Annotated in this window: 24 protein-coding genes; 18 read left to right on the forward strand and 6 right to left on the reverse strand. The window is 72.9% G+C overall.

Going from position 1 to position 22,237, the window contains the following annotated elements; genetic code table 11:
• The first annotated feature begins 1 nt into the window (after position 1).
• From ACI3ET_RS01595 to ACI3ET_RS01645, 11 genes are all read left to right on the forward strand, one after another.
• Complete coding sequence (locus ACI3ET_RS01595; RefSeq protein WP_405031196.1) at positions 2 to 640, forward strand: hypothetical protein; 639 nt, start codon at positions 2 to 4, stop codon at positions 638 to 640.
• Positions 637 to 2,292 (forward strand): AAA family ATPase, encoded by a 1,656-nt coding sequence (locus ACI3ET_RS01600; RefSeq protein ID WP_405031197.1) that lies wholly within the window; start codon positions 637 to 639, stop codon positions 2,290 to 2,292. Before ACI3ET_RS01595 ends, ACI3ET_RS01600 begins: the two co-directional genes overlap by 4 nt.
• On the forward strand, positions 2,289 to 3,557 hold the full coding sequence (locus tag ACI3ET_RS01605) for a hypothetical protein (RefSeq protein WP_405031198.1): 1,269 nt from the start codon (positions 2,289 to 2,291) through the stop codon (positions 3,555 to 3,557). Before ACI3ET_RS01600 ends, ACI3ET_RS01605 begins: the two co-directional genes overlap by 4 nt.
• Complete coding sequence (locus ACI3ET_RS01610; RefSeq protein WP_405031199.1) at positions 3,554 to 4,693, forward strand: serine/threonine-protein kinase; 1,140 nt, start codon at positions 3,554 to 3,556, stop codon at positions 4,691 to 4,693. Before ACI3ET_RS01605 ends, ACI3ET_RS01610 begins: the two co-directional genes overlap by 4 nt.
• Positions 4,690 to 6,987: a serine/threonine-protein kinase gene (locus ACI3ET_RS01615; RefSeq protein ID WP_405031200.1), complete on the forward strand. Its 2,298-nt coding sequence runs from the start codon at positions 4,690 to 4,692 to the stop codon at positions 6,985 to 6,987. Before ACI3ET_RS01610 ends, ACI3ET_RS01615 begins: the two co-directional genes overlap by 4 nt.
• Positions 6,984 to 8,198, forward strand: coding sequence for a PP2C family protein-serine/threonine phosphatase (locus ACI3ET_RS01620; protein ID WP_405031201.1), 1,215 nt, complete (start codon positions 6,984 to 6,986; stop codon positions 8,196 to 8,198). The genes ACI3ET_RS01615 and ACI3ET_RS01620 overlap by 4 nt, the downstream gene beginning before the upstream one ends.
• Positions 8,191 to 9,477 carry a vWA domain-containing protein gene (locus tag ACI3ET_RS01625; protein ID WP_405031202.1) on the forward strand — a complete coding sequence of 429 codons (1,287 nt, stop codon included), beginning with the start codon at positions 8,191 to 8,193 and terminating at the stop codon, positions 9,475 to 9,477. Before ACI3ET_RS01620 ends, ACI3ET_RS01625 begins: the two co-directional genes overlap by 8 nt.
• Positions 9,474 to 10,559: an FHA domain-containing protein gene (locus ACI3ET_RS01630; RefSeq protein WP_405031203.1), complete on the forward strand. Its 1,086-nt coding sequence runs from the start codon at positions 9,474 to 9,476 to the stop codon at positions 10,557 to 10,559. Before ACI3ET_RS01625 ends, ACI3ET_RS01630 begins: the two co-directional genes overlap by 4 nt.
• A gap of 84 nt (positions 10,560 to 10,643) precedes the next feature.
• Entirely contained in the window at positions 10,644 to 11,612 is a 969-nt protein-coding gene (locus ACI3ET_RS01635; RefSeq protein WP_405031204.1) for a hypothetical protein, read from the forward strand.
• 114 nt (positions 11,613 to 11,726) lie between these two features.
• Entirely contained in the window at positions 11,727 to 12,557 is an 831-nt protein-coding gene (locus tag ACI3ET_RS01640) for an SGNH/GDSL hydrolase family protein (RefSeq protein WP_405031205.1), read from the forward strand.
• 49 nt (positions 12,558 to 12,606) lie between these two features.
• Positions 12,607 to 13,425, forward strand: a complete 819-nt coding sequence (locus ACI3ET_RS01645) for a hypothetical protein (protein WP_405031206.1) — start codon at positions 12,607 to 12,609, stop codon at positions 13,423 to 13,425.
• A gap of 64 nt (positions 13,426 to 13,489) precedes the next feature.
• Here the strand turns inward: ACI3ET_RS01645 and ACI3ET_RS01650 are convergent, their stop codons facing one another.
• The 4 genes from ACI3ET_RS01650 to ACI3ET_RS01665 are packed head-to-tail and all read right to left on the reverse strand — an operon-like array spanning position 13,490 to position 16,291.
• Positions 13,490 to 14,542, reverse strand: a complete 1,053-nt coding sequence (locus ACI3ET_RS01650) for a YihY/virulence factor BrkB family protein (protein WP_405031207.1) — start codon at positions 14,540 to 14,542, stop codon at positions 13,490 to 13,492.
• A 52-nt stretch (positions 14,543 to 14,594) separates the two neighbouring features.
• On the reverse strand, positions 14,595 to 14,963 hold the full coding sequence (locus ACI3ET_RS01655; protein WP_405031208.1) for a nitroreductase family deazaflavin-dependent oxidoreductase: 369 nt from the start codon (positions 14,961 to 14,963) through the stop codon (positions 14,595 to 14,597).
• 51 nt (positions 14,964 to 15,014) lie between these two features.
• Positions 15,015 to 15,332 carry a DUF427 domain-containing protein gene (locus ACI3ET_RS01660; protein ID WP_405031209.1) on the reverse strand — a complete coding sequence of 106 codons (318 nt, stop codon included), beginning with the start codon at positions 15,330 to 15,332 and terminating at the stop codon, positions 15,015 to 15,017.
• Positions 15,333 to 15,379: 47 nt separating this feature from the next.
• Positions 15,380 to 16,291: an SDR family oxidoreductase gene (locus tag ACI3ET_RS01665; protein WP_405031210.1), complete on the reverse strand. Its 912-nt coding sequence runs from the start codon at positions 16,289 to 16,291 to the stop codon at positions 15,380 to 15,382.
• Positions 16,292 to 16,425: 134 nt separating this feature from the next.
• Between ACI3ET_RS01665 and ACI3ET_RS01670 the strand changes: the two genes are divergently transcribed.
• The 4 genes from ACI3ET_RS01670 to ACI3ET_RS01685 are packed head-to-tail and all read left to right on the forward strand — an operon-like array spanning position 16,426 to position 19,514.
• A complete protein-coding gene (locus ACI3ET_RS01670) occupies positions 16,426 to 17,007 on the forward strand; it encodes a hypothetical protein (RefSeq protein ID WP_405031211.1) in 582 nt (193 codons plus the stop codon).
• A complete protein-coding gene (locus tag ACI3ET_RS01675) occupies positions 17,004 to 18,128 on the forward strand; it encodes a hypothetical protein (RefSeq protein WP_405031212.1) in 1,125 nt (374 codons plus the stop codon). Before ACI3ET_RS01670 ends, ACI3ET_RS01675 begins: the two co-directional genes overlap by 4 nt.
• Entirely contained in the window at positions 18,125 to 19,009 is an 885-nt protein-coding gene (locus ACI3ET_RS01680; RefSeq protein WP_405031213.1) for an FHA domain-containing protein, read from the forward strand. The genes ACI3ET_RS01675 and ACI3ET_RS01680 overlap by 4 nt, the downstream gene beginning before the upstream one ends.
• A gap of 25 nt (positions 19,010 to 19,034) precedes the next feature.
• On the forward strand, positions 19,035 to 19,514 hold the full coding sequence (locus ACI3ET_RS01685; RefSeq protein WP_405031214.1) for a GyrI-like domain-containing protein: 480 nt from the start codon (positions 19,035 to 19,037) through the stop codon (positions 19,512 to 19,514).
• On the opposite strand, the gene ACI3ET_RS01690 is transcribed toward ACI3ET_RS01685, so the two are convergent.
• Complete coding sequence (locus ACI3ET_RS01690; protein ID WP_405031215.1) at positions 19,496 to 19,945, reverse strand: very short patch repair endonuclease; 450 nt, start codon at positions 19,943 to 19,945, stop codon at positions 19,496 to 19,498. The two genes, ACI3ET_RS01685 and ACI3ET_RS01690, sit on opposite strands and share 19 nt — an antisense overlap.
• 118 nt (positions 19,946 to 20,063) lie before the next feature.
• Between ACI3ET_RS01690 and ACI3ET_RS01695 the strand changes: the two genes are divergently transcribed.
• A complete protein-coding gene (locus ACI3ET_RS01695; RefSeq protein WP_405031216.1) occupies positions 20,064 to 20,249 on the forward strand; it encodes a DUF1059 domain-containing protein in 186 nt (61 codons plus the stop codon).
• A gap of 38 nt (positions 20,250 to 20,287) precedes the next feature.
• Here ACI3ET_RS01695 and ACI3ET_RS01700 read toward each other — a convergent pair whose 3' ends face one another.
• On the reverse strand, positions 20,288 to 20,620 hold the full coding sequence (locus ACI3ET_RS01700) for a hypothetical protein (protein WP_405031217.1): 333 nt from the start codon (positions 20,618 to 20,620) through the stop codon (positions 20,288 to 20,290).
• 69 nt (positions 20,621 to 20,689) lie between these two features.
• Between ACI3ET_RS01700 and ACI3ET_RS01705 the strand changes: the two genes are divergently transcribed.
• A complete protein-coding gene (locus ACI3ET_RS01705) occupies positions 20,690 to 21,409 on the forward strand; it encodes an AIM24 family protein (RefSeq protein ID WP_405031218.1) in 720 nt (239 codons plus the stop codon).
• Positions 21,410 to 21,467: 58 nt separating this feature from the next.
• Positions 21,468 to 22,220, forward strand: coding sequence for a TetR/AcrR family transcriptional regulator C-terminal domain-containing protein (locus ACI3ET_RS01710; protein WP_405031219.1), 753 nt, complete (start codon positions 21,468 to 21,470; stop codon positions 22,218 to 22,220).
• Positions 22,221 to 22,237 lie beyond the last annotated feature (17 nt).

Below are 22,237 nucleotides of genomic sequence, written 5' to 3' on the forward strand. Positions count from 1 at the left end.
CGTGGGCTTCTCCGACCTGCTCGACCGCATGATCGGGCGCACCCCGCCCGAGGCGCCGGACGAGCGGATGGTGCTGCCGCCGCCCCCGACCGCCGACGACGTGCACGCCGCGCTCGCCGCCACCGAGGGGCTGCTCACCGGCAGCGCGCTGCCCTCGGTCGTCGTGGCCCGCGCGGCGCGCGTCGTCGACACCGTCCGCGACACCGTCCCGCGTCTGAAGAAGATCACCGGCAGCGAGCTGGGCTACACCGTCATCGCGACCGCGACCGACTACCTGCCCGAGGCGATCGGCTCCTACCAGCGTCTCCCCCGCCGGTATGCCGACACGCGGCCCGTCGACGGTGCCAAGACCTCGCTCATGGTGCTCGTCGACCAGCTCGACCTGCTCGGCCTGACGATGGACCGCGTCTTCGACGCCGTCTACCGCGACGACGCCCGCGAGCTGGTCGCCCAGGGGCGGTTCATCGCCGAGAAGTTCGGCAGCGCGGCTGCCGGCGGCGTCCTCAACGCGGACGACGCGCCGGCGCCCGGCCCCCCTCACGAGGCCGACGCCGAGGCCGAGACCGAGACCGACGATGAGTCCGCCACCCCGACCGCTCCGCCCTCGACACTCGCCCCGCCGGAGGGACGCGCCCCATGACCACCCACGCACTGCACGACGCCGTCGACGTCCTCGCCCGCGTCGGCCGCGAGGCCGGCCTCGACGAGGGGACAGTCCGCGCCGAGGGCCTCGCGCTCGCTGCCGCGGTGATGGAGCAGTCGGACACCGGCGCCTCCGAGGTCGCGCGCTCCTGGGGACAGGCCGTCAAGCGCCCGTCGGGCGACTTCTTCGAGATGGCCCCACGGGGTCGCCGCTACAGCTCCATCCCCACCACCCTGCTCAGCACCCTGCTCGCCGAGTCCAGCCCCCACGCCCGCGGGTATGCCGAGGCGCTGGCCGAGGTGGCCACGTCCGCCTGCGCGGTCCCCGGGGCGAGCTCGCTCAGCGTCGGCCGCGCGACCGCCGCCGCCCAGACGCAGCTCGCCGCGGCCGGGGTCGGCGGCCACGCGCCGCTGTCCCCGTCGTCCGCCCCCGCGCCGTGGGTGCCGTCCGCCACGCCCGGCACGCCCGTCGCGCCTGGTACGTCCACCACGCCGACCCTCGACCAGGCCACCCTGCGCGACTGGTCGCAGGACCTCCTGCACCGCGCGCAGGAGCAGTCCGAGCGGGTCCGGCAGATGCTGGGGCACATGGGCGGCAGCGTCGGCGCGACCACCCCGAGCGGCACGCCATACCCCCCGGTCCCCCCCGTGGAGCACCACGCCCAGCCGGCACCGCCGACCGCCACCCAGGAGGACCCGACCGCCCCCGCCGCCCCCGAGCCGGAGCCGCAGCAGCCGGAGCAGCCGGAGCGCACCGTCGAGGAGCTGCTGGCCGAGCTCGACGAGCTCATCGGGCTGGACCGGGTGAAGGCGGAGATCCACCGGCAGGTGGCCGTGCTCAAGATGGAGGCGCGCCGTCAGCAGGCCGGGCTCAAGGCCGCCACGCTGACCCGGCACCTCGTCTTCGTCGGCAACCCGGGCACCGGCAAGACCACGGTCGCGCGGCTGATCGGCGGGATCTACCGCGCGCTGGGCCTGCTCAACAAGGGGCAGCTGGTCGAGGTGGACCGCTCCGAGCTCGTCGCCGGCTACCTGGGGCAGACCGCCGCGAAGACCTCCGAGGTCGTCAAGTCCGCGCTCGGCGGCGTGCTGTTCATCGACGAGGCCTACAGCCTCAGCGGCGACCAGTACGGCAAGGAGGCCATCGACACCCTCGTCAAGGAGATGGAGGACCACCGCGACGAGATCGTCGTCATCGTGGCGGGCTACCCGGCGCCGATGGCCGAGTTCGTGGCGATGAACCCGGGGCTGGAGAGCCGCTTCCGCACGATCATCGAGTTCGACGACTACAGCGACGACGAGCTGGTCGCGATCCAGCAGACGCTGGCGAAGAAGATGGACTACGACGTCGACGCCGAGGCCACCGAGCGGTTCCGGGAGGTCCTCGCCGCCACGCCGCGAGGGCCCTCGTTCGGCAACGGCCGCTTCTCCCGCAACATGCTCGAGGCTGCCATCGGCCGGCACGCCTGGCGGCTGCGCGAGACCGATGACGTCAGCGTCGAGGACCTGCGGACCCTGCGCCGCGTGGACTTCGAGGACCGCGACGGGGTGGACCTGTCGGTGGCGGAGGGCACACTGGGCTCCGAGGGCCAGGAGACGGGTCAGGAGCAGGAGACGGAGCAGCGTATGGGGCACGAGGAGGGTTCGTGACGGGTCCGGGACAGCCGGCCGCGCAGGCAGCGGTGCGGACGGGAGCACAGGCGGCGCCCACGTCTGCGCCTGCTGCCCCCGCGGCCTCTCCCGCACCTGCCTCGGCCCCCGCCCCAACGCCCGCACCTGCGCGCACCCCCTCCCGCCGCTCGACGCCGTCCCTCCTGCGCTGGGCGCGCGGGGTCGCGGCCGGGGCCGCCCTGCTGACCGGCATCGCGGCCACCGGCACCTTCGACACCGACGGCGTCAACAGCACCCCCAACGTCGTGGTCCAGGAGTGGGCGGCGGCCGAGCGTGCCGGCACGGAGATCGCCCTGGCCGAGCTCGGCAGCACCCGGCTTGTCGCCGAGGAGGCGGCCGGCCTCACGGAGGACCAGCGAGGGGTCACCGACGCGGCTGTCCGTGAGGCTCTCACCGGAGCGGCCGTCCAGCAGGCGCGTTCCGGCACGGGCACCACGAACGCCGAGGCCGCCGGCCGGCTGGTCGACGTGGGGTTCCTCACGCAGGACGCGGCGCGGCTCGCGGCGACCGACCCTGCGGCAGCGGCCGAGCGACAGGCCGAGGCGGTCGCGCAGGCCCGGGCGGCCAGCGCCATCACCGACGACGTGGCCCTCGACCGCGCGGACGCGCTGCAGACCAGGTCCCGCTCCGCGTTCACCGCGGCGGTGGGTGGAGCGTCCACGCTCGTCCTGCTCGGCATCCTGATCTGGCTCGCGCTGCGCACGCGCCGCATCGTCAACGTCCCCCTGCTCGTGGCGACGGCGATCACCGCCGGTCTGACCTACGCCTCCCTCAACCCCACGGCCCTGCCGCTGAACTACGACCAGCGCGTCCAGGACGGCGTCGTGGCCGCGCAGGCGCTGCAGCAGGTGCGCGAGACCCGGGCGGAGCAGTACCTCGTGGTCCTCGGCTCCCCGACCTCCTCCGAGGCCTTCGACACGGCGGCCGGGGCCGCCGAGGAGAACCTCGCGCAGCTCGACCTGCCGGCCGCCCGTGACGACTGGGCCACGGTGGTCGGCAGCCACGCCGACGTCACCGCCGCCGACGGCACCGCCGCCCGCCTGGAGGCGGTCGCCGCCACCGAGGCCGAGTTCGACGACGTCGAGACCACGCTGCAGCAGCTCGTCGACGACGCGCTCGCCACGGCGCAGGGACAGGTGGGCACGCCCGCCGCCATCACCTCCGGCGCCGCGCTGCTGCTCGGTCTCCTCGCCGCGGCGATGGCCTGGTCCGGCATCGGCCAGCGGCTGAAGGACTACCGGTGACGGCCACCCCCTACGCCGTCTCCCCGCCGGCCCCGGGCTCGCTCGGGGCGGACGTGCCCGAGCGCGAGCTGCTCCGCTACCTCGACGCGATGATCCGGTGGAAGGACCTGCGCCGCGGCGAGCTCGACGCCCTCGACCAGGCGGCGATGGAGCTGCCCGACCCCGCCCAGCGCCAGGCTGTCACCCCCGACGTCACCCTGTCGATGACGCTCTGGCAGGGGGTGGCCGACCGGCTCGAGCTGCTGCTCGCCACCTGGGACAGCGGTCGCGTCGGCGAGGCCGAGCGCCGCCGGATCACCACGCTGGTCTGGGGCTCCCTGGAGCAGCCCGCCTCCCGCGGCGCGGGTCAGGCCCTCGCGGTCTCCCTGCCGGAGGCCTGCCGGCTCTCCGACTCGCTCGCCTCCTCGCTGCGTTCCCGGCTGCGCCTCGACGGGTCCGACCCCGACGTCTCCGGTCGCCTGCGCGCCCTCCGGCAGACGATCGAGCGGATCGCCGACCAGGTGGCGCTGGTGCCCGCCTCCCGGCGCGGCTCCGCCGCCGAGGTGTATGACGCACTGGACGGCAGCCTCGCGGACGTCACCTCGCGCGCCCGGCGGGGTGCGGACGTGGGCGGGCTGCTCGGTCCGCTGGAGTCTGCCGCCGCGACCGCCGAGCGCGACCTGATCGTCGCGGCGTCCGCCCGTGCCCACGCCCGGGTCGACCACGCGCGGGCCACCCGGGAGGTCGCCGAGCTCACGGCCCGGGGCCAGGCCGTCCGGGCGCTGGCCGAGCGCGCGCGCTCGCTCGTCACCCCCGCGCCCACGCTCGGGGTGCCCGACGTGACCGCGCTCGGACCGGTGCCCTCCGACCCCGCCGACCTCACGGCATACCTGGCCAGCCTCGAACGGGTCGACCGGGCGCTGAGCGTCGCGCAGGGTGACTATGCCGCGGCGCTGGCCCGTCGCGAGGACCTCGCCCTGCGTGCCACCCGGGTCCGCGACGCGCTCGAGCACGACGAGGGCGCCCGGACCGCCGTGGCCTCCCTCGCCGAGCAGGCGCAGGCCCTGGTCGAAGCCCGACCGACCGACCTGACGCGGCTGGAGGCGCTGGTGCAGGCGCAGGAGACCTTCGCCAGGACGATGGGGGTGACGCTGTGAACCCGTGCCTCGAGCCGGGCTGCCCCGGCTCCTACGAGGACGGCTGGTGCAACGTCTGCGGGTCGCCGGAGCCCCTGCAGGTCGTGGCAGCGCAACCGGCACCCGTCGCGGCGCCGGACGCCACTCCCCCCACCAGCCAGCACGCCCCGCCCGACGGCTCCGCCCCGGTCGGCGCGGACGAGGCGCCCGACACCTCCGGCCCGGCCAGCGGTGCCCCGCAGGTCGCCACCCCGGCCCCGGGCCAGACCCGGCAGGCGGTCGACGCCGCCACCGTGCGGCGGCAGCGCGCCCAGGCGGCCGTGCGCCGCTCCAAGCTCGGGATGGGACTGACCCAGGTGCCGCCGGTGCCCCCGTCCGACCCCACGCAGGCCGTGATGACCGACCCCCAGGTCCCCGAGGACCGGCGGGTCTGCCCCAACTGCGGCGCCGACGTCGGGCGCGCCGCGGGGGAGGCCGGGGGTCGTCAGCAGGGCTTCTGCCCGCAGTGCCGGGCCCCCTACTCCTTCACGCCCAAGCTGTCGCCGGGCGACCTCGTCGCGGGGCAGTACGAGGTGGTCGGCGCCCTCGCCCACGGCGGCATGGGCTGGATCTACCTGGGCCGGGACCGCAACGTCTCCGACCGGTGGGTCGTGCTCAAGGGGCTGCTCAACACCGGTGACGCCGACGCCCTGGACGCGGCCGTCGCCGAGCAGCAGTTCCTCGCCCAGGTCAAGCACCCGCTCATCGTGGAGATCTACAACGTCGTCACCCACGAGGGCGACGCCTACACGGTGATGGAGTACGTCGGCGGCACCAGCCTGAAACAGATGCTCAAGCAGCGCCTGCAGACGGCCGGGGGCTACCACCCGTTCCCGGTCGACCAGGCGCTGGCCTACGTGCTGGAGACGCTGCCTGCCCTCGGGCACCTGCACGACCTCGGCCTGCTCTACTGCGACTTCAAGCCGGACAACCTCATCCAGGAGGGCGACGGCGTCAAGCTCATCGACCTCGGCGGGGTGCGGCGCCAGGACGACCTCGAGTCGCCGATCTACGGCACCGTCGGCTACCAGGCGCCGGAGGTCGCGCAGGTCGGGCCGTCGGTGGCTTCTGACATCTACACCATCGGCCGGACGCTGTGCGTGCTGACCTTCGAGTTCCGCGGCTACCAGACCGAGTTCGTCGACTCCCTGCCCCCGGCCTCGGAGGTGCCGGCGTTCGTGGAGCACGACGCGTTCTACCGGCTCGTGGCCCGCTGCTGCGCGCCGGACCCCAACGACCGCTTCCTCACCGTCGAGGAGCTGCGCTCCCAGATGGTCGGGGTGCTGCGCCAGGTGGTCGCGACCGCGAGCGACCACGCGGCCACGATGTCCGCGCACTCGGCGGTCTTCGAGGCGCCGGTGCCGACGGCCGAGACCCTGTCCTGGTGGGAGCTGCCCGAGCTCAAGCGTGACGACACCGACCCCATGCTCGACTGGATTTCCTCCCTGCCCACGGGAGACCCCGTTGCCCAGCACGCCGCGCTCGTCCGGGCGACCGAGCAGACCCCCGAGGTGCTGCTGGCCCGGGCCCGCGCCGGGATCCGGACCGGTCAGCAGGCCTGGCTCGACCAGGCCGTGAGCGGGCTGCTCGCCGAGGACCCGTGGGACTGGCGGGCCTCCTGGGTGCGCGGGCTGTGGGCCCTCTCCCAGGCCGGGACCGAGCCGGAGCGGGCGCGAGCGGCCGGGCAGAACGCCGCCGGGCACCTCGCGGCCGTCCGTGACGCGGTGCCGGGCGAGATCGCGCCGCGGCTGGCGCTCGCGCTGGCCAGCGAGCTCGGCGGCTACGCGAGGGCGGCCGAGCTCGACTATGCGCGGGCGTGGAGGACGGACGCGGCGTATGTCGCACCCGCCGCCTTCGGGCTGCACCGGGTGCGCCTGGGCCGGGGTGACGTGGACGGGGCGATCGCCGCGCTGGACTCGGTGCCCGCGAGCAGCCGGGCCCACCCGCGCGCCCGCTGGCTCCGCGCCGAGCTGCTGCGCCGGCGCGGCTCGCTGGCCGACCTCCGCGAGTCGGTGCACGCGGTCTCCCGGCTGACGCTGGACCCGAAGCAGCGCGCCCAGTTCAACGTCACGATCTACCAGCAGGCGCTGGAGCGCGTGGGCAAGGACGGCCCCAAGCCCGACTGGAAGCTCGGCGAGGTCCCCGTCACCAGCGACGCCCTGAACCGGGCGCTGGAGAAGGAGTACCGCTTCCTCGCCGACTACACCCCCGACCCCCTCGAGCGCGCCGAGCTGATCGACCGCGCCAACGCCGTCCGACCCTGGAGCTGGACATGACGACGACCCCACCCCCCTCCCCGACGCCCCCCGCCGCACCGGACGCGTCCGACAACCTGGACGCGACCCCACCGGGCGCGACCACCGGCGACTCCGAGCCCGAGGTCACCCCGCTCACCCCGCCCGACCCTGTGGAGGCAGAGCCCGAGGTCTCCCCGCTCACCCCGCCCGACCCGGTGGAGGAGGAGCCCGAGCCCTTCTCCGACGGCCCGCCCCCGCTGCCGGCCCCGATGCTGCTCCTCGACGGCCAGCTCGGCGACCACCCCGACCCCCCGGCACCGTCCGAGGAGGAGGTCGACCACGGCACCTGCTCCTGCGGTGGCGCCTACGACGCCGACGGGTGGTGCACCGAGTGCGGGGCGCGCAAGCCCGACCCGCGCCACCACGTCACCGACCAGCCCTCGCCCCTGCTCGCCGGCGTCTGCGACCGCGGCATCCGGCACAGCGACAACGAGGACGCGATGGCTCTGTGGGCCGACGAGGAGTCCCCCGGCCGCTTCGCCCTGGTGGTCTGCGACGGCGTCACCACCGCCACGCGGTCGGCCGAGGCCAGCCTGGCCGCAGCGGAGGCCGCCGTCGGCGTCCTCGCCCGCAGCACCAGCACCAGCACCGAGCCGAGGACCGACACCGATACCGACGCCGACGCACCCTCCGCGCTCGTCATCGCCGCCACCGCAGCCGCTGCGGCAGCCGTCGACCAGGTCGGTCGCGACTTCCCCGACGCCGCACCGTCGTGCACCTACGTCGCCGCGCTCGTCGAGGACGGCCGCGCCACCGTCGGCTCGGTCGGTGACAGCCGCGCCTACTGGTTCCCCGACGACGGCGAGCCCCTGCGGCTCACCAGCGACGACTCGATGGCCGAGGAGCAGTATCGGGCCGGCCTCGACCGTGCCACCGCCGAGGCCGGCCCCCTCGCCCACACCATCACCCGATGGCTCGGCGACGACTCCCCCGACCAGTCGCCCGAGGTGACCGACCAGGACGTCAGCGCCCCGGGCTGGCTGCTGCTGTGCTCGGACGGCCTGTGGAACTACGCCTCCGAGCCGCACGACCTGCGCGCCGTCGTGCGCCAGGAGGAGCTGCGCGTGGGCCGCGACCCCCTCGATCTCGCCCAGGCCCTCGTGGCCTGGGCCAACGGCAACGGAGGCGCCGACAACATCACCGCCGCGCTCCTGCGGACCGGCGCGGGGCAGGATGGGACCCATGGCTGACTTCACCTCGACGGTCCACCAGAACGAGTTCCTGCCCGACGGCGGCACCGACGTGCACGCGATCGTGTCGGTGACCTGCTCCGGCGCCGGCACCGTGGCCCCGATGAGCTCGACCGCGGGCGAGGCCGGCGAGATCATCATCGTCGACGTGTCCGGGTCGATGGACGTGCAGGGCGTGCAGGCCGCGGCCTACGCCGCGTCCGCCGCCCTCGACCAGATCGTCGACGGCGTCTGGTTCGCGATCGTCGCCGGCAACCACGAGGCCGCCCTGTGCTACCCCGACGGCACGACCGCCGCGATGGTGCGCATGTCTCCGCAGACCCGCCTCGAGGCCAAGCGCTCGCTCCAGCGCCTCGTCCCGGGCGGCGGCACCGCCATGGGTCGCTGGCTGCTCGCGGCGGGCCAGCTCTTCGGTTCGGTGCCGACACTGACCAAGCGGCACGCGATCCTGCTCACCGACGGCGCCAACCAGCACGAGACGCCCCAGGAGCTCAACTGGGCCCTCGAGCAGGTCCGCGGGCGCTACCAGGCCGACTGCCGCGGGCTCGGTGCCGCGTGGCAGGTCGCCGAGGTACGCCGGATCGCCGAGGCGCTCATGGGCACGGTCGAGCTGATCCGCACCTGGGAGGGCCTTCCGCAGGACTTCGCCCGGCTGATGCAGCAGTCGATGGGCCGCGGCGTGCCGGAGGCGCAGCTGCGCGTCTGGGCGCCGCAGGGAGCGGAGGTCCTCTTCGTCAAGCAGGTCTCGCCCTCGCTGGAGGACCTTTCCGGCCGCCGCACCGAGGTCAACGCCCTGACCGGCGGCTACGCCACCGGTGCGTGGGGCGACGAGACCCGCGACTTCCACGTGGCCGTGCGGCTCGCCCCCAAGGCCGTCGGCCAGGAGCAGCTCGCCGCACGCGTGCAGCTGGTCGTCGGCGATGAGGTGCGCACCCAGGGTCTGGCGAAGGCGCGCTGGTCCGCGGACAGCCTGCTCACCGCGCAGATCAGCCCCGAGGTCGCGCACTACACCGGCCAGACCGAGCTGGCGTCGGCGATCCAGGACGGCCTGCGCGCCAAGGCGATCGGGGACGACGCGACCGCTACCTCGAGGCTCGGCCGCGCCGTCCAGCTCGCCCGTGAGACCGGCGACGAGGCCGCGACCTCTCGCCTGGCCCGGGTCGTCGACATCGAGGACGCCGCCACCGGAAGGGTCCGCCTGCGCCGCAACGTGGACCGTCTCGACGAGATGGAGCTCGACACCGCCTCGACCAAGACCACCCGGGTCCGCCACCAGTGAGCGCCCGCTGCCCGGAGGGACACCTCAGCGAGTCGCTGGACTACTGCGACACGTGCGGCTCCCCCATGGGCGCGGCCCCGGGCCCCGACCCCCAGCCAGGTATGCCGCCGCACTCCCCCGCACTGCCCCCACCGGGGGCTGCCGGGTCGGGTGAGGACGGTGCCGGTGCCGGTGAGGCAGCCGCCACCCAGACCTGCCCGCACTGCGGAGAGTCCAACGTGGTGGACGCCCTGTTCTGCGAGTCGTGCGGTTACGACTTCACCACCGGGACGCCGCCGATGGGGTCAGAACCGGTGGAGACGGTGGATGAGCCGCAGTCCGAGGTCGGACCGGAGCCAGAGATTGATCCCGAGCCAAAGGTCGAGCCTGAGCCAGTGGTCGAGCCTGACGTCGAGACTCCTCTGGACGTCGAGGCTGCGTCCGAGTCCGAGTCCGGGACTGAGCTCGAGGTCGAGTCCGAGACTGAGCTCGAGGTTGAGTCCGAGACTGACCAGGAGGACGAGGTCGAGTCGCAGATCGAGCCGGAGAACGAGGTCGAACCCGAGGTCGAGGCCGAACCGTTGCCCGAACCGCAGCCCGAGACCGAGCTCCCGCCCGAGCCTGCGCCCGGACCCGATGTTCCCGCGCACCGGCAGCCACGCCATACCCCTCCCTCGCGCGCCCTGGCCGACACCTGGGTTGTCGAGCTGTGGGTCGACCCCGACTGGTATGCCGTCCAGCAGACCGAGGAGGGCTGTCCCAGCCCGGGTATGCCGGACACCGTGCTGCTCACGCGCAGCACGGCGCTCGTGGGGCGACCGTCGGGCAGCCGGGGGGTGCGGCCGGAGGTCGACGCCGGCGCCGACAGTGCCGTCTCCCGGCGGCACGCGCAGCTCACCAGCGACGGACGCCGGTGGTGGGTCGAGGACCTGGGCAGCAGCAACGGGACGTTCGTCGGGACCGTCGGCCAGCCGCTCCCGACCACGGCGCTCACCCCTGGTCAGCGGGTCGAGATCGACCGCGACGACCGGATCTACATCGGGGCCTGGACCCGACTCGTGCTGCGCCAGGCGACCGAGTCCGAGCGCCGGGGAACGGGCTGACCGCCAGGCCCACGGACGGCGCCCCGGCCGCCCCGGCGTGCCGCACCGGCTCTCCTGTCGCCACGGGCGCCTAGAGTCATGGTCATGTCTTCCGAGCAGTCCGCGGCCGCCGGCCGCCAGCACCCCTCGAACCGCGGCCGGCTCCGCCGCTCGGGTCAGGCCCTGGTGCGGGTCGGGGCCCTGCTGCTGGCCGTGTCTCTGGTCGTGACACTGGTCGGCGGGCTCACCACCCGCAGCATGATCGACCACCTGCGCACCAACTCGGCCGAGCTGCTCGACGGGTCGGCGACCGTGACCCTGGACCAGGGAGCAACGCGTGCGCTCTACGTGACCGGTGGCCTCGTGGCTCCCGGGGAGGACCTGCCCACGCCGGTCGAGGCCATCGAGTGCACCGTCGCAGGGCCGGACGGGGACGTCCCTGTGGCGCACCTGGCGGACGAGGGACGACAGGTCGGCCTGGACAACCCGCTGGCCCGGTTCCAGGTGGTCGGCTCCTTCCGGGCTGCCGACGCCGGTCAGCACACGATCACCTGCTCCGGACTGGGCGTGGTCGTGGCGCCCGAGGTGAGCCCGGCGGGTGCTGCTCTGCGCATCGGCAGCCTGATGCTGGGCAGCCTCGGGGTCTTCGGCGGCGCCACCCTGCTCCTGATCGGTGGCGCGCTGGCCCTGATCGTGCGGTACGGCACCGAGGAGGACGACGACGACGGCCTCGAGGTCGGTGCCGGCGATCCGCCGGTGGAGGGGGCCGAGGAGTGGTGGGAGGAGGAGCGCCGCAGCCCGGCGGCCGAGCGTGACCCTCTGGACGGTGCGCCTGCGGACGACGACGTGGACGGCCTCGACGAGAGCGATGACGGCGAACTCGCCGAGAGCGATGAGGACGAGTACATCGACCTGACCGACGAGGAGCTGGCGTCCCTGTCCGACGAGGAGATCGCCGAGCTGCTCGCTTCCGGGGCGCTGGTCTACGTGGACGAGGACGACGAGGACGACGAGGACGCTGAGAGTGGCGGAGAGCCCTTCGACCAGGACGTCACGCGAGAGACCAACCGCTGAAGCGAAGGCGAACGGCGTCACGCCCCGGTGCAGGTGAGCCTCTGGTCAGGAGCGGCCAGCAGGAGCATGATGATTTCACGGTCCCGCTCAGGGTCCCTGCAGGAAGGCCGCTTCATGAAGCGCATGCTCGTCGCCCTCGCCACCTCGATCCTGCTGGCAGCACCGCTGCCCGCCCTGGCCGGCCCCTCCGGCGAACAGGGGAACGCGAAATCTCAGAACGTCGAGTGGTACCTCGCCCTGGGTGATTCGCTTGCTGCCGGTTATCAGCCGGGGGCCGGAGACGACCTCAAGGGTGGGTACGCCGGCGGCGTCCTGGACGGGCTGAAGGCCGACTGGACGAAGACCAAGCTGGTCAACCTGGCGTGCACGGGCGAGACGTCGACCGAGATGATCGTCGGCGGTGACTGCGCCTACGACGAGGGTTCTCAGCTCGCCGCGGCTGTTCAGTTCTTGAAGGCGCACAAGAGCAAGGTGTCGCTGGTCACGATCGACATCGGCGCCAACGACTACCTGCAGTGCGTCCATGTCATCGAGGGGAGGCTAGAGATTGTTCCTGGGTGCCTGGAGGTTGGCTCAGGCCAGGTGGTCACCAACCTGCCGACGATTCTGTCCGCACTGAATGGAGCCGCTCACCCTGACACGCAGATCGTGGTGGCCAACTACTACAACCCGTTGGTGGTCGCCCCACCGTTGTACGCGGAACTGAGCGGGACTCTGGTGACCCAGCTGAACGGCTACATCGATTTCACAGCAGCGAACGAGGCCGTCGTGGCGCACGTCGACATCGCCTTTGACGTCGGCGATCCGTTGCTCGCTGCCGCGCGCATCTGTGCGTGGACCTACATGTGCGAGGGCCCGCCCCTCGGTCCGGACATCCACCCGAACGATGACGGGTACGCCGCGATGGCCCAGGCAATCCTGGCAGTCGTCGACGCGCCGGAGTAGACACGACAGCGTTCTCACGCTCCCCCCGTGAACGGCATACGGTAGGAGGGTGATGAACTCACCAGCCCCGTACGGCCAGTCCTCCCCCCGTCGACCCAGCGGCATGACGACCGCCGGCAAGTGGATGTTCTTCATCGGCCTGATCCTGTCGGTGATCACGCTCGGCGTCGGCATCTGGGGGATCACCCAGGCGGTGAACGACTTCTCCGACCTGGAGCAGTCGATGGTCGACGTCGCCGCCGACGAGTCCGTCTCGGTCCCGATGACCGACAACAGCACGCGGATGATCTTCGCCGATGCCGGCAGCGGTGCCAGTTGCACGGTCACCGACCCGGACGGCTCCTCCGTGGCGGTGGGCTCGGACAGCACCTTCGACCAGATGGCCTCCGAGGAGGGCCTGGACCTGATCGGTACCTTCACGTCCACGCAGGCCGGGGACTACTCGGTCGAGTGCACGAGCGCGGTGCAGGTCGGCCCCGAGCTTCGACTGGCGGACATGCTCGGTGCGGTCGCCGCGGGCCTGGCCTTCCTCGCCCTCGTGCCGCTCGGTCTGCTGACGCTCCTCGGTCTGATCCTCTGGCTCGTCGGTCGCAGCAAGGACCGCAAGGCTGAGCTGGGGACGTCCGGCTACGGCTACGGCCCGGGTCGGCAGCCCTACCCGCAGCAGGGCTACGACCAGCAGGGCAGTTCCGGACAGAACTACCCGCCGCAGGGGTACGGCGAGCAGGGCTACGGCCAGCAGGGCCAGAGCTACCCCCAGGACAGCCCGCCGCCGCCCCAGGCGAGCGGCGGCAGCACCACCGACCCCTACGCCCCGCCGCCCCCGCCCGGACAGAGCGGCCCGGAGGGGGAGGACCGCACCCGCTGACCGTGACGGAGGCTGAGTCACGTGGTGGATCAGCCTGACGCCACCCCCAGGGGCCCGAGGATCGTCAGCTCTTCGGCTGCTCCTCCGGAGGCTGCGTCTCGGCTGACGACACGTCGGGCGGAGGGACGGCAGCCGGAGGCGCGGCCCGCGGGTTGACGAAGGTCACGTCCACGCCCTGGTAGCCCTTGATGGCCGTCGACGCCGTCGCGTCCGAGTAGGTGCGGATGTCCGCCGGCGTCAGGGTCACCGAGGTGGTGAACGGACCCAGCAGCGCCCGGGGCCACAGCTTCTTGACCCGCACCACGTTGACCTCGACCGAGAAGACCACCACCTGTGCCACCGCGAAGATGAACACGATCAGACCCAGGATGACCGCGAAGACACCGTAGGTGTCACCCGCCTGCCTCACGATCTGGTTGGCGTAGGCGATGCCGAAGCGCTGCAGCAGCAACCACCCGACCGCGGCGACGAACGCGCCGGGGAGCACCTGTACCCACCCCACCCGGTAGGACGTCCCGAGCCACATACCCAGGCTGAACACCAGCACGGCCACGGCAAAGCTGCTGGCCATCACCAGGTAGGGCACGGCCTGCCTCAGCTCGACGCCGTAGGCACCCGCGGACGTGGCCAGCACCGAGCCGACCGTGGTGCCGAGCAGCATGAGCCCGGCGATCGCGATGAGCGGCAGCGCCTTGATCGGCGAGCGGATGGGGTCGGGCCGCTCGTGGCGCGGCACGGCCCAGCAGATGTTCATCATGTGCAGCGTCGCCTGCGACGCGCGGATCGCCGCCCAGAGCGCGAGCAGGGCCCCCACGACCACGGCGGTCGTGCTTCCGCTGAAGCCCTCGGTGCCGATCTGCGCACCGATGAGCGGGAACTGGCTCACGGCGGTCTCCAGGATCCGCTCCCGCAGCTCAGGGCTCCCGTCGAGCAGGAAACCCAGCACCGACGTCAGCAGCAGCAGCATCGGGAACACCGCGAGCACGCCGTAGTAGGTGATGAGCACCGCGAGGTAGACGCCGTGGTCGTCGATGAACTTGTAGAACACGGCCACCGGGAAACCCATCCACGGGTGCCGTCGCTGCAGCTCGTCGAGTCGTCGCGCGAGGGACTTCACGGGGTCGGGCCTCCTGGTCGGATGCCTCGATTGTGACTCACCTCCCGCCCCGTCAGCGGGTGCGACGCTCCCTCACCACGGCAAGCTCGATGAAGTCGCGGCAGAACCCGGACCGGCGGAACAGGAACCGGACCGGCTGCGGCATACGCCCGACCCCCTCGTCCACCGGGAGGTCACGCGGCGGCCCCAGCTCCAGCAGCGCCCGACCCAGCCGCATCCGCGCCCCGCCTGCAGCCCGGATGTTCTTCAGCCACTGCACCCCGGGGCCGTACGTGAGCGCGACCGTGACCACGTCCCCGTCACGGAAGGCCAGCAGCGGGGTATGTCGCACGAGCCCGGTCCGCCGACCCACGTGCTCGAGGTCCGCGAACCAGCCGTGCCCGGCCAGGTGGATCATGAGCGGGTTCGCGAAGCGCCTCACAGAGGGAGTCGCTGCCAGCGGGATGGGCACGGCACGCTCCGGGGGCCGACGTCACGCGGTGACGTCGACGCCCTTCCAGAAGGCGACCCGACCGGCGATCTGGGCCGCGGCGTCCTTCGGGGTGCGATAGGTCCAGACCGCGTCCCTGTTCTGCTGGCCGTCCACCTCGAGGGTGAAGTAGGAGGCCGTGCCCTTCCACGGGCACACCGAGGTCGTCGACGACGGTCGCAGCAGGTCCTGCTGCACCGACTCCATCGGGAAGTAGTGGTTGCCCTCGACGACCACCGTGTCGTCGCTCTCGGCGACGACCTCACCGTTCCACACCGCGCGCATCTGCTGCTCCTTCTCCTCGGGGTATGGGGTGAACACCCGGCGGCCCCGGGGAGTTCCCGGGGTCGCCGCGCCGAGTGAGGACGTCAGGGCGAGTCGGCGCCACCGTTGACGTTCAGGGTCTCCCCCATCACGTAGGAGGACTCCGGCGAGGTGAGGAAGACGTAGGCCGGCGCCAGCTCGACCGGTTGTCCGGCGCGCCCGATCGGCTGTCCCTTGCCGAACGTCGGCAGGTCCTCCTTGGGCTGCCCCTCGACCACCTGCAGCGGCGTCCAGATCGGGCCGGGTGCGACGGCGTTGACGCGGATCCCCTTGGGTGCCAGCTGCTTGGCCAGGCCCTTGGAGAAGGTGTTCATCGCGGCCTTGGTCATCGCGTAGTCGAGCAGGTCGTCGCTCGGCGCGTAGGCCTGGACCGAGGAGCTCATGACGATCGTCGACCCGGCCGGCAGGTGCGGCACCGCGGCCCGCACGGTCCAGAACATCGCGTAGACGTTGGTCTTGACCGTCTGGTCGAACTGCTCGTCGGTGATGTCCTCGATCGAGGCGGTCGCCACCTGCTTGCCCGCGTTGATGACGAGCGCGTCCAGCCCGCCGAGGCCCTCGACCGCCCTGTCCACGAGCTCCTTGCAGAACGCCGCGTCGGTGATGTCGCCCGGGATCCTGACGCAGGTGCGGCCCTCGGCCTCGACCAGCCCGGCGATGGTCGACGCGTCCTCCTCCTCGGCAGGCAGGTAGTTGATCGCGACGTCCGCGCCCTCGCGGGCGAAGGCGATGGCCACCGCGCCGCCGATCCCGGAGTCGCCGCCGGTGATGAGGGCCTTGCGTCCCTCGAGGCGACCGGTGCCGCGGTACGACGTCTGGCCGCGGTCGGTCTGGGGCTCGAGCTCGGCGTCCGAACCGGGCATCGGCTGGTCCTGCTTCGGCGGCGTGATGTCGGGGTGCCGGGACACCGGGTTGTCGAAGGTCAGCTGGTCCGTGGTCCTCGTGCTCTCAGACATGCCACCACCCCACCACCGTCGACAACGACGCGCCACCCGAACGGGCGCCGGCTGGACGCACCCACGCGGGTGGTGAGAAAGTCACCGGGTGACGGTCGCCGGGCAGGGTGCGGCCCACACCGAGGAGCACCACCGTGACGCATGCCCCTGACGACCAGGTCCCCGCGATCGTCTCCCTCCACCGCGCCCTCGACGAGCAGGACCGCGCGCTCACCGGCCCCACCGTGCCGGAGGTCGTCTCGGCCCGCGTCCGTCGTGTCGTCGGCACCGCCCACGACGTCCTCGGGCGCGCCGAGGAGGAGAACCTGCGCGCGCGGAGGGTGGTGTCGGGCACGACCGCCTTTCTCGCCGAGGCCGTGGGGGGCTTCCTCCGGCTCCCTGTGCAGCTCGCGCTGAGTCGACCGGCCGCGGGAGAGACCTCGATCACGCTGCAGCTCGTCGACGACCTCGACCACCTCGGCCTCACCCTCGACCGGGTCTACGACGCCGTGCACCGGGACGACCACGAGGCGCTCGACGAGCTTCTCCACCACCTGGCCCAGGCGTTCTCGGCACGGACCGACTCGAACGACCTGACCAACATCCCCGACTCCGCCCTCGAGCCGGAGGTCGTCCGCGACCACGGGCTCGAGGTGGGCGACGACGGCATACCCCGCCTGCCTGTGCCCGACCACCCCGCGCCGCCACGCGACCCCGCCGAGGGACCGGTCCGATGAGATCGAGGTATGCCGCTGCCCCCGAGCCGAGCGGCAGCCCCGGCGAACCAGCGGGCGACCACGAGCTGGAGACCTACCTGCAGGAGCTGGGTCGCTGGCGGCTGCGGCGCGAGCACGAGCTCACCGCCATCGACGCCGCCACCCGCACGCACGACGACCGCGCGGCGCTCAACGCCCACGTCACGGAGTCGATGAAGCTGTGGCACGCCGTCGCCCAGCGCCACGACCTGCTGCTCTCGACGTGGCACGACGGCGGTACGAGCGCCGAGACACGGCTGGTCCTCAACCAGCTCATCTGGGGGCTGCTCGAGCAGCCGGACGGCGACGCCGACTCGCTGGCCCTGTCGCTCCCCGAGGCCACCCGGCTCTCGGACAGCCTCACGGTGGCGCTGCGCGCGCAGGTCGGCATCGACGACGACCACATCGACCCGCGGGAGCGCGTCGTGTCGCTGCGCGAGGGCGTGGCCCGCCTCCGCGAGCACGCGCGCACGGTGGAGACCGGGAGGCAGGAGGAGACCGAGGGGGTGCTGCAGGACCTGGAGGGGCGGCTGGGCAGCACGCGCGAGCGCCTGGCCGAGGGCGAGGACGTCACCGTGCAGCTGGGGGTGCTGCAGACCGACCTGGCCTCCATCGAGCGCCGGCTGCTGCTGACCGACGCCCGAGCACGCCACGACCGGGCCGACCACGCCCAGGTGGTCGCCGAGCGCGAGGAGCTGCTGGCCCGCGGCGAGGCGGTGCGTTCCCTGGCCCAGCGCGCGCTGGCGACGATCAACCCTGCCCCCCGCCTCGGCATACCGGACGTGGCGGCGCTCGGCGAGGTCCCCACGGACGAGGCGGAGCTGACGACCTTCGTCGGCAACCTCGAGCGGGTCTCGCGCGCGCTGGACCAGGCGCACAGCACGTATGCGGCGGCGCTGGCCGAGTACGCCGACCTCGCCGACCGCGCCCAGCGCCTCGCGCAGACGCTGGCGGGGTGTGGTGCGCCGACGAGCGTGGACCTCTCCGGGATGCTGACCGCGGCCAAGGAGTCGCTCAACAACCGGCCGGCCGACATCCAGCGGGCGGCGGCGCTGGTCGCGGCCCAGGAGGCCTACCTCGCCGAGCTGAGACCGGACGCGTGAGCAGCCCGGAGCGTGGCGAGCCCGCGAAGCCGGTCACGGGCGGCGCGCAGCAGCAGGACTACTGGGAGTGCGTGAACTGCCACGCCAGCAACGCCGTCGGTGTGCTGTTCTGCGAGGCCTGCGGGTATGACGTGGTCACCGGCACGGGCGCGCCCGAGGTCGAGGAGGCCGCACCGCCCCCGACCCGGCTGCAGGCCGGCGAGCCCTACCAGCACTTCATCAACCCCGACCGCGACGACGAGGAGATCGAGCTGCCGACGCTCGCCGAGGAGTTCGAGCTGGACGAGGAGTCCGACCCCCTCGTCCGGCCGGACGTGCCGCCCCCGACCCCGCCGACCGACTACGAACCGGCGCACCGGAGGCCCGAGCACACCCCTCCGTCCCGGCGCGACCCGGACGGCTGGGTGGCCGAGGTGTGGATCGACGCCGCCTGGTACGCCACCACCGCGAGCGACCAGCCGCTGCCCGAGGCCGCCCTGCCACGCGTGGTGAAGCTGACGGGGACGATGATCCTGATCGGTCGCGCCGAGTCCGGGGTCGGGGTGCGTCCGGACCTGGACTGCGGCACCGACGCCGGGGTCTCGGGCCGGCACGCCCAGCTGATCACCGACGGCGAGCGCTGGTGGCTCGAGGACCTCGACACCACCAACGGCACGTTCGTCGGGCCCGTCGACCAGCCGCTGCCCACGGACCCGCTCGGCACCGGCGCCCGCGTGGAGGTCGACGACGACGACCGCATCTACCTCGGCGGGTGGACCCGCATCGTCCTGCGGCGGCTCTCCGACCGGGCGCGTCGAGCTGCCGGACCGGACGCGTCGCACGGCGCCGTCTCGCCGGCACGGACTGCCGCGGTGACGTCGCCGGGAGTACGTTGGGCGTGACCGCACCACCCGTAGGAGGGACATCATGACCGACCAGCCCAGCACCGTCGAGAACCCCGAGATCATCACCCTCGAGGAGGTGCCGACCGCCGTGGTCGCCGGCACGGTCCGGATGGACGAGCTGGGCTCGTTCTTCGACCGAGGCTTCGGTGCGGTGGCGCGGGTCGTGGAGAGTCAGGGCATGGGTTTTCAGGAGGCCCCCTTCGGCTACTACCTGGGCATGCCCACCGACACGGTCGACCTGGAGGTCGGCTACGTGACCGACCGGCCGATCACGCCCGAGGGCGACGTCGTCGTCAGCCGGCTGCCGGGCGGCGAGGCCGCGCACGCCACCCATGTCGGCCCCTACGAGGGCCTGGGCGCCGCCTACGGCGAGCTGGCCAGCTGGGTCGGGCAGCAGGGGCGCGAGCTCGGACCCGTGATGTGGGAGGTCTACACGACCGAGCCGACCCCCGAGACCGACCCCTTGACCCTGCGCACCGAGCTCTACTGGCCGCTGGCCTGACCGCGGGCCGCCGACACCGCGGCGACGACCGCGGCGACCGCCTGCTCGACCGGCTCGTGCTCCCAGACCCGCACGACCTGCCACCCCGCCTCGCGCAGCAACCGGTCGGTGTCGACGTCGCGCTCACGGTTGGCCGCCAGCTTCGTCGTCCACCACTTGCTGTTCGACCGGGGCTGCGTGCCGTGCACGGGGCACCCGTGCCAGAAGCAGCCGTCGACGAAGACCGCGACCCGCGCCCGGGTGAAGGCGATGTCGATGCTGCGGCGCCGGTTGCCCGGCACGGGGTGGACGACCCTGAACCGATAGCCGTCCGCGTGCAGCGCCCGGCGCAGCGCGAGCTCGGGCGCGGTCTCCCGGCGGGCGGCGCGCGCCATGCGTGCCGACACCTGCGGGGACGAGCTGCCCGGATGGGGTGGGACGGTGGGCGTCATCTGCCGACCACCCTACGGCTGCAGCCTCGACCAATCTGGTGCGGCGGTATCCGGCCGGGTCTACAGTGACGAGGATCGGGCCCGGCCCGAGGGCCCGCCGCAGCAAGGAGGCTGTGCCATGAAGGAACTGAGGTGTCGCGACGTGGGCTTCGACTGCGACGGGGTGGTGGCTGGCGAGACGGAGTACGACGTCCTCTCGCAGGCTGCGAGCCACGCTCAGGAGGTCCACTCCATGACCGAGGACCAGGTCAACGACCCTGACTTCGCGAGCCAGGTCAGCACTCAGGTCCACGACAAGCCCTGACTCCCCGACGCGTCCGGTCGGGCAACCCAGGCGTCCGGTCAGAAGGCGGACGGCGGCGGAGGTGGGGGTGGAGGAGGAGTCGGAGGTGGAGGAGGCGCCGACGGTCCTGCACCTGGGGGCGGCGCGCCGGGCGGAGGCGGCGCGGACGCGGCCTGCTCCTCCAGCTGGTCGAGGCGCGTGAGCAGCTCGGTCCGGCGCGCTCCGTCGACCGGGCGGCCACGGTGCTCGTCGTGCACGAGGTGCCCCAGCTCCTGGTAGAGCCCGGCTGCACCGCCGGCCGCCCCCATCCCGGACCCTGCCTGGTTCATCATCGTCTCGGCCTTGCCCGCCAGCTCGTTCGCCGTGCGCATGGCCTTGTCCAGCAGACCCATCACAACCTCCTGCGGCAGTACGGTGAGACGACCATACTCGCCGCGAGGCACGGTGCGCAGGGAGACGACATGACCATTCACGGCAATCTTTTCGAGGCCTTCAAGGAGACCGAGGGCCGCGACCAGTTCACCCGGCAGAACTCCAAGATGCTCAAGGTCCGGATGGACTACGGGCCGGTCACCGCCCGGATGGGCTCGATGGTCGCCTACCAGGGCGACGTCCACTTCGCCAACCGCGGGTCCGGCGGCCTGGACAAGCTCCTGAAGAGCAAGCTGACCGGCGAGGGCGTGCCGATCATGGAGTGCAGCGGCTCGGGCGAGCTCTTCCTGGCCGAGGCGGCCTCCGACGTGCAGGTCCTCTACCTCGACAACGACATGCTGTCCGTCAACGGCGCCAACGTGCTCGCGTTCAGCTCCTCCATCGAGTGGGACATCCACCGGGTCGCGGCGCGCGGGGGCATGATGGCCGGCGGCCTCTTCAACGTCTCGCTCCGCGGGTCCGGGTATGTCGCCGTCACCACCCGGGGCGAGCCCGTCGCCCTCGACGTCGCCACCGCCCCCACGTCTGCGGATGCGCACGCCGTCGTGCTCTGGACCGGCGGGGTGCGCATGGACGTCAAGGTCGACACCGGCGGTCTGGGCTCGATGCTGCGGGGCGGCACCGGCGAGACGATCCAGATGGCGTTCACCGGCCAGGGCCACGTCCTGGTGCAGCCGGCCGAGAACACCCGCACCAGCGGCGCCGGCGAGCAGGCCGGCCGCGGGGGCCTGAGCGACTTCCTCGGCTGACCGAGCGTCCGTCGCAGCGTCACCCCACCGACGGGCCGCTTGTCCCTACACTGACGGGATGGACGCGCACCCCCCTGGCACTGCGCCGTCCCGCCGAGGGCCCGGCGCCCGACCGTCCCTCGACCGCGCCACGATCGTGGCCGGTGCCCTGCAGATCATCGACGAGCGGGGCGTGGAGTCGCTGAGCATGCGGACCCTGGGCAAGCACCTGGGGTATGAGGCGATGGCGCTCTACCGGCACGTGGACGGTCGCGAGGACCTCCTCGAGGCCGTCGTCGAGGTGTTGATGGACGGCCTCGACCTGCCACCTGCGAGCGGTTCGTGGGAGGACTTCGTCCGCGAGCTGGCGTACGAGGTGCGCAACCTTGCCCAGGAGCACCCTCGTGCCTTCCCGCTCGTGGCCACCCGGCACCCCGCCGCGCCCTGGCTGCGGCCGCCGCTGCGCAGCCTGCACACCGTCGAGCACTTCCTCTCGTCGTTGCGGGAGCTGGGCTGGGACCGCGAGCCCGCGGTCGAGGCCTACCAGGCGTTCTCGAGCTTCCTGCTCGGCTACCTGCTGCTCGAGGCCTCGAACGCCGGCGCCCCCACCTCGCCCGTGGACGCCCCGATCGACGAGGGCGGTGCGGCCGGCGTCGACGCGGCTGGAGACCCGCGGACGGGACGGGACCGCGAGGCGGACGTCTCGGACTACCCGACCCTTTCGGACCTGCAGCCCCTGCTCACCGTGGACCGCACCGACGAGGAGTTCGCCGCGGGCCTGGAGTCGGTCGTGGTCCGACTGCGAGGCCGTTTCGAGCAGCCGGAGGGCTGACACCGACCCGATCGGCA

This window comes from Ornithinimicrobium jinqii (genome assembly GCF_045032595.1).
Lineage (GTDB): Bacteria > Actinomycetota > Actinomycetes > Actinomycetales > Dermatophilaceae > Ornithinicoccus.

What these genes read in the sequence shown, in the direction of transcription:
- ACI3ET_RS01600 (WP_405031197.1), top strand. Translation starts at nt 637, where the DNA reads ATGACCACCCACGCACTGCACGACGCCGTCGACGTCCTCGCCCGCGTC.
- ACI3ET_RS01620 (WP_405031201.1), top strand. Translation starts at nt 6,984, where the DNA reads ATGACGACGACCCCACCCCCCTCCCCGACGCCCCCCGCCGCACCGGAC.
- ACI3ET_RS01625 (WP_405031202.1), top strand. Translation starts at nt 8,191, where the DNA reads ATGGCTGACTTCACCTCGACGGTCCACCAGAACGAGTTCCTGCCCGAC.
- ACI3ET_RS01635 (WP_405031204.1), top strand. Translation starts at nt 10,644, where the DNA reads ATGTCTTCCGAGCAGTCCGCGGCCGCCGGCCGCCAGCACCCCTCGAAC.
- ACI3ET_RS01640 (WP_405031205.1), top strand. Translation starts at nt 11,727, where the DNA reads ATGAAGCGCATGCTCGTCGCCCTCGCCACCTCGATCCTGCTGGCAGCA.
- ACI3ET_RS01665 (WP_405031210.1), bottom strand. Translation starts at nt 16,291, where the DNA reads ATGTCTGAGAGCACGAGGACCACGGACCAGCTGACCTTCGACAACCCG.
- ACI3ET_RS01675 (WP_405031212.1), top strand. Translation starts at nt 17,004, where the DNA reads ATGAGATCGAGGTATGCCGCTGCCCCCGAGCCGAGCGGCAGCCCCGGC.
- ACI3ET_RS01685 (WP_405031214.1), top strand. Translation starts at nt 19,035, where the DNA reads ATGACCGACCAGCCCAGCACCGTCGAGAACCCCGAGATCATCACCCTC.
- ACI3ET_RS01690 (WP_405031215.1), bottom strand. Translation starts at nt 19,945, where the DNA reads ATGACGCCCACCGTCCCACCCCATCCGGGCAGCTCGTCCCCGCAGGTG.
- ACI3ET_RS01695 (WP_405031216.1), top strand. Translation starts at nt 20,064, where the DNA reads ATGAAGGAACTGAGGTGTCGCGACGTGGGCTTCGACTGCGACGGGGTG.
- ACI3ET_RS01700 (WP_405031217.1), bottom strand. Translation starts at nt 20,620, where the DNA reads ATGGGTCTGCTGGACAAGGCCATGCGCACGGCGAACGAGCTGGCGGGC.
- ACI3ET_RS01705 (WP_405031218.1), top strand. Translation starts at nt 20,690, where the DNA reads ATGACCATTCACGGCAATCTTTTCGAGGCCTTCAAGGAGACCGAGGGC.
- ACI3ET_RS01710 (WP_405031219.1), top strand. Translation starts at nt 21,468, where the DNA reads ATGGACGCGCACCCCCCTGGCACTGCGCCGTCCCGCCGAGGGCCCGGC.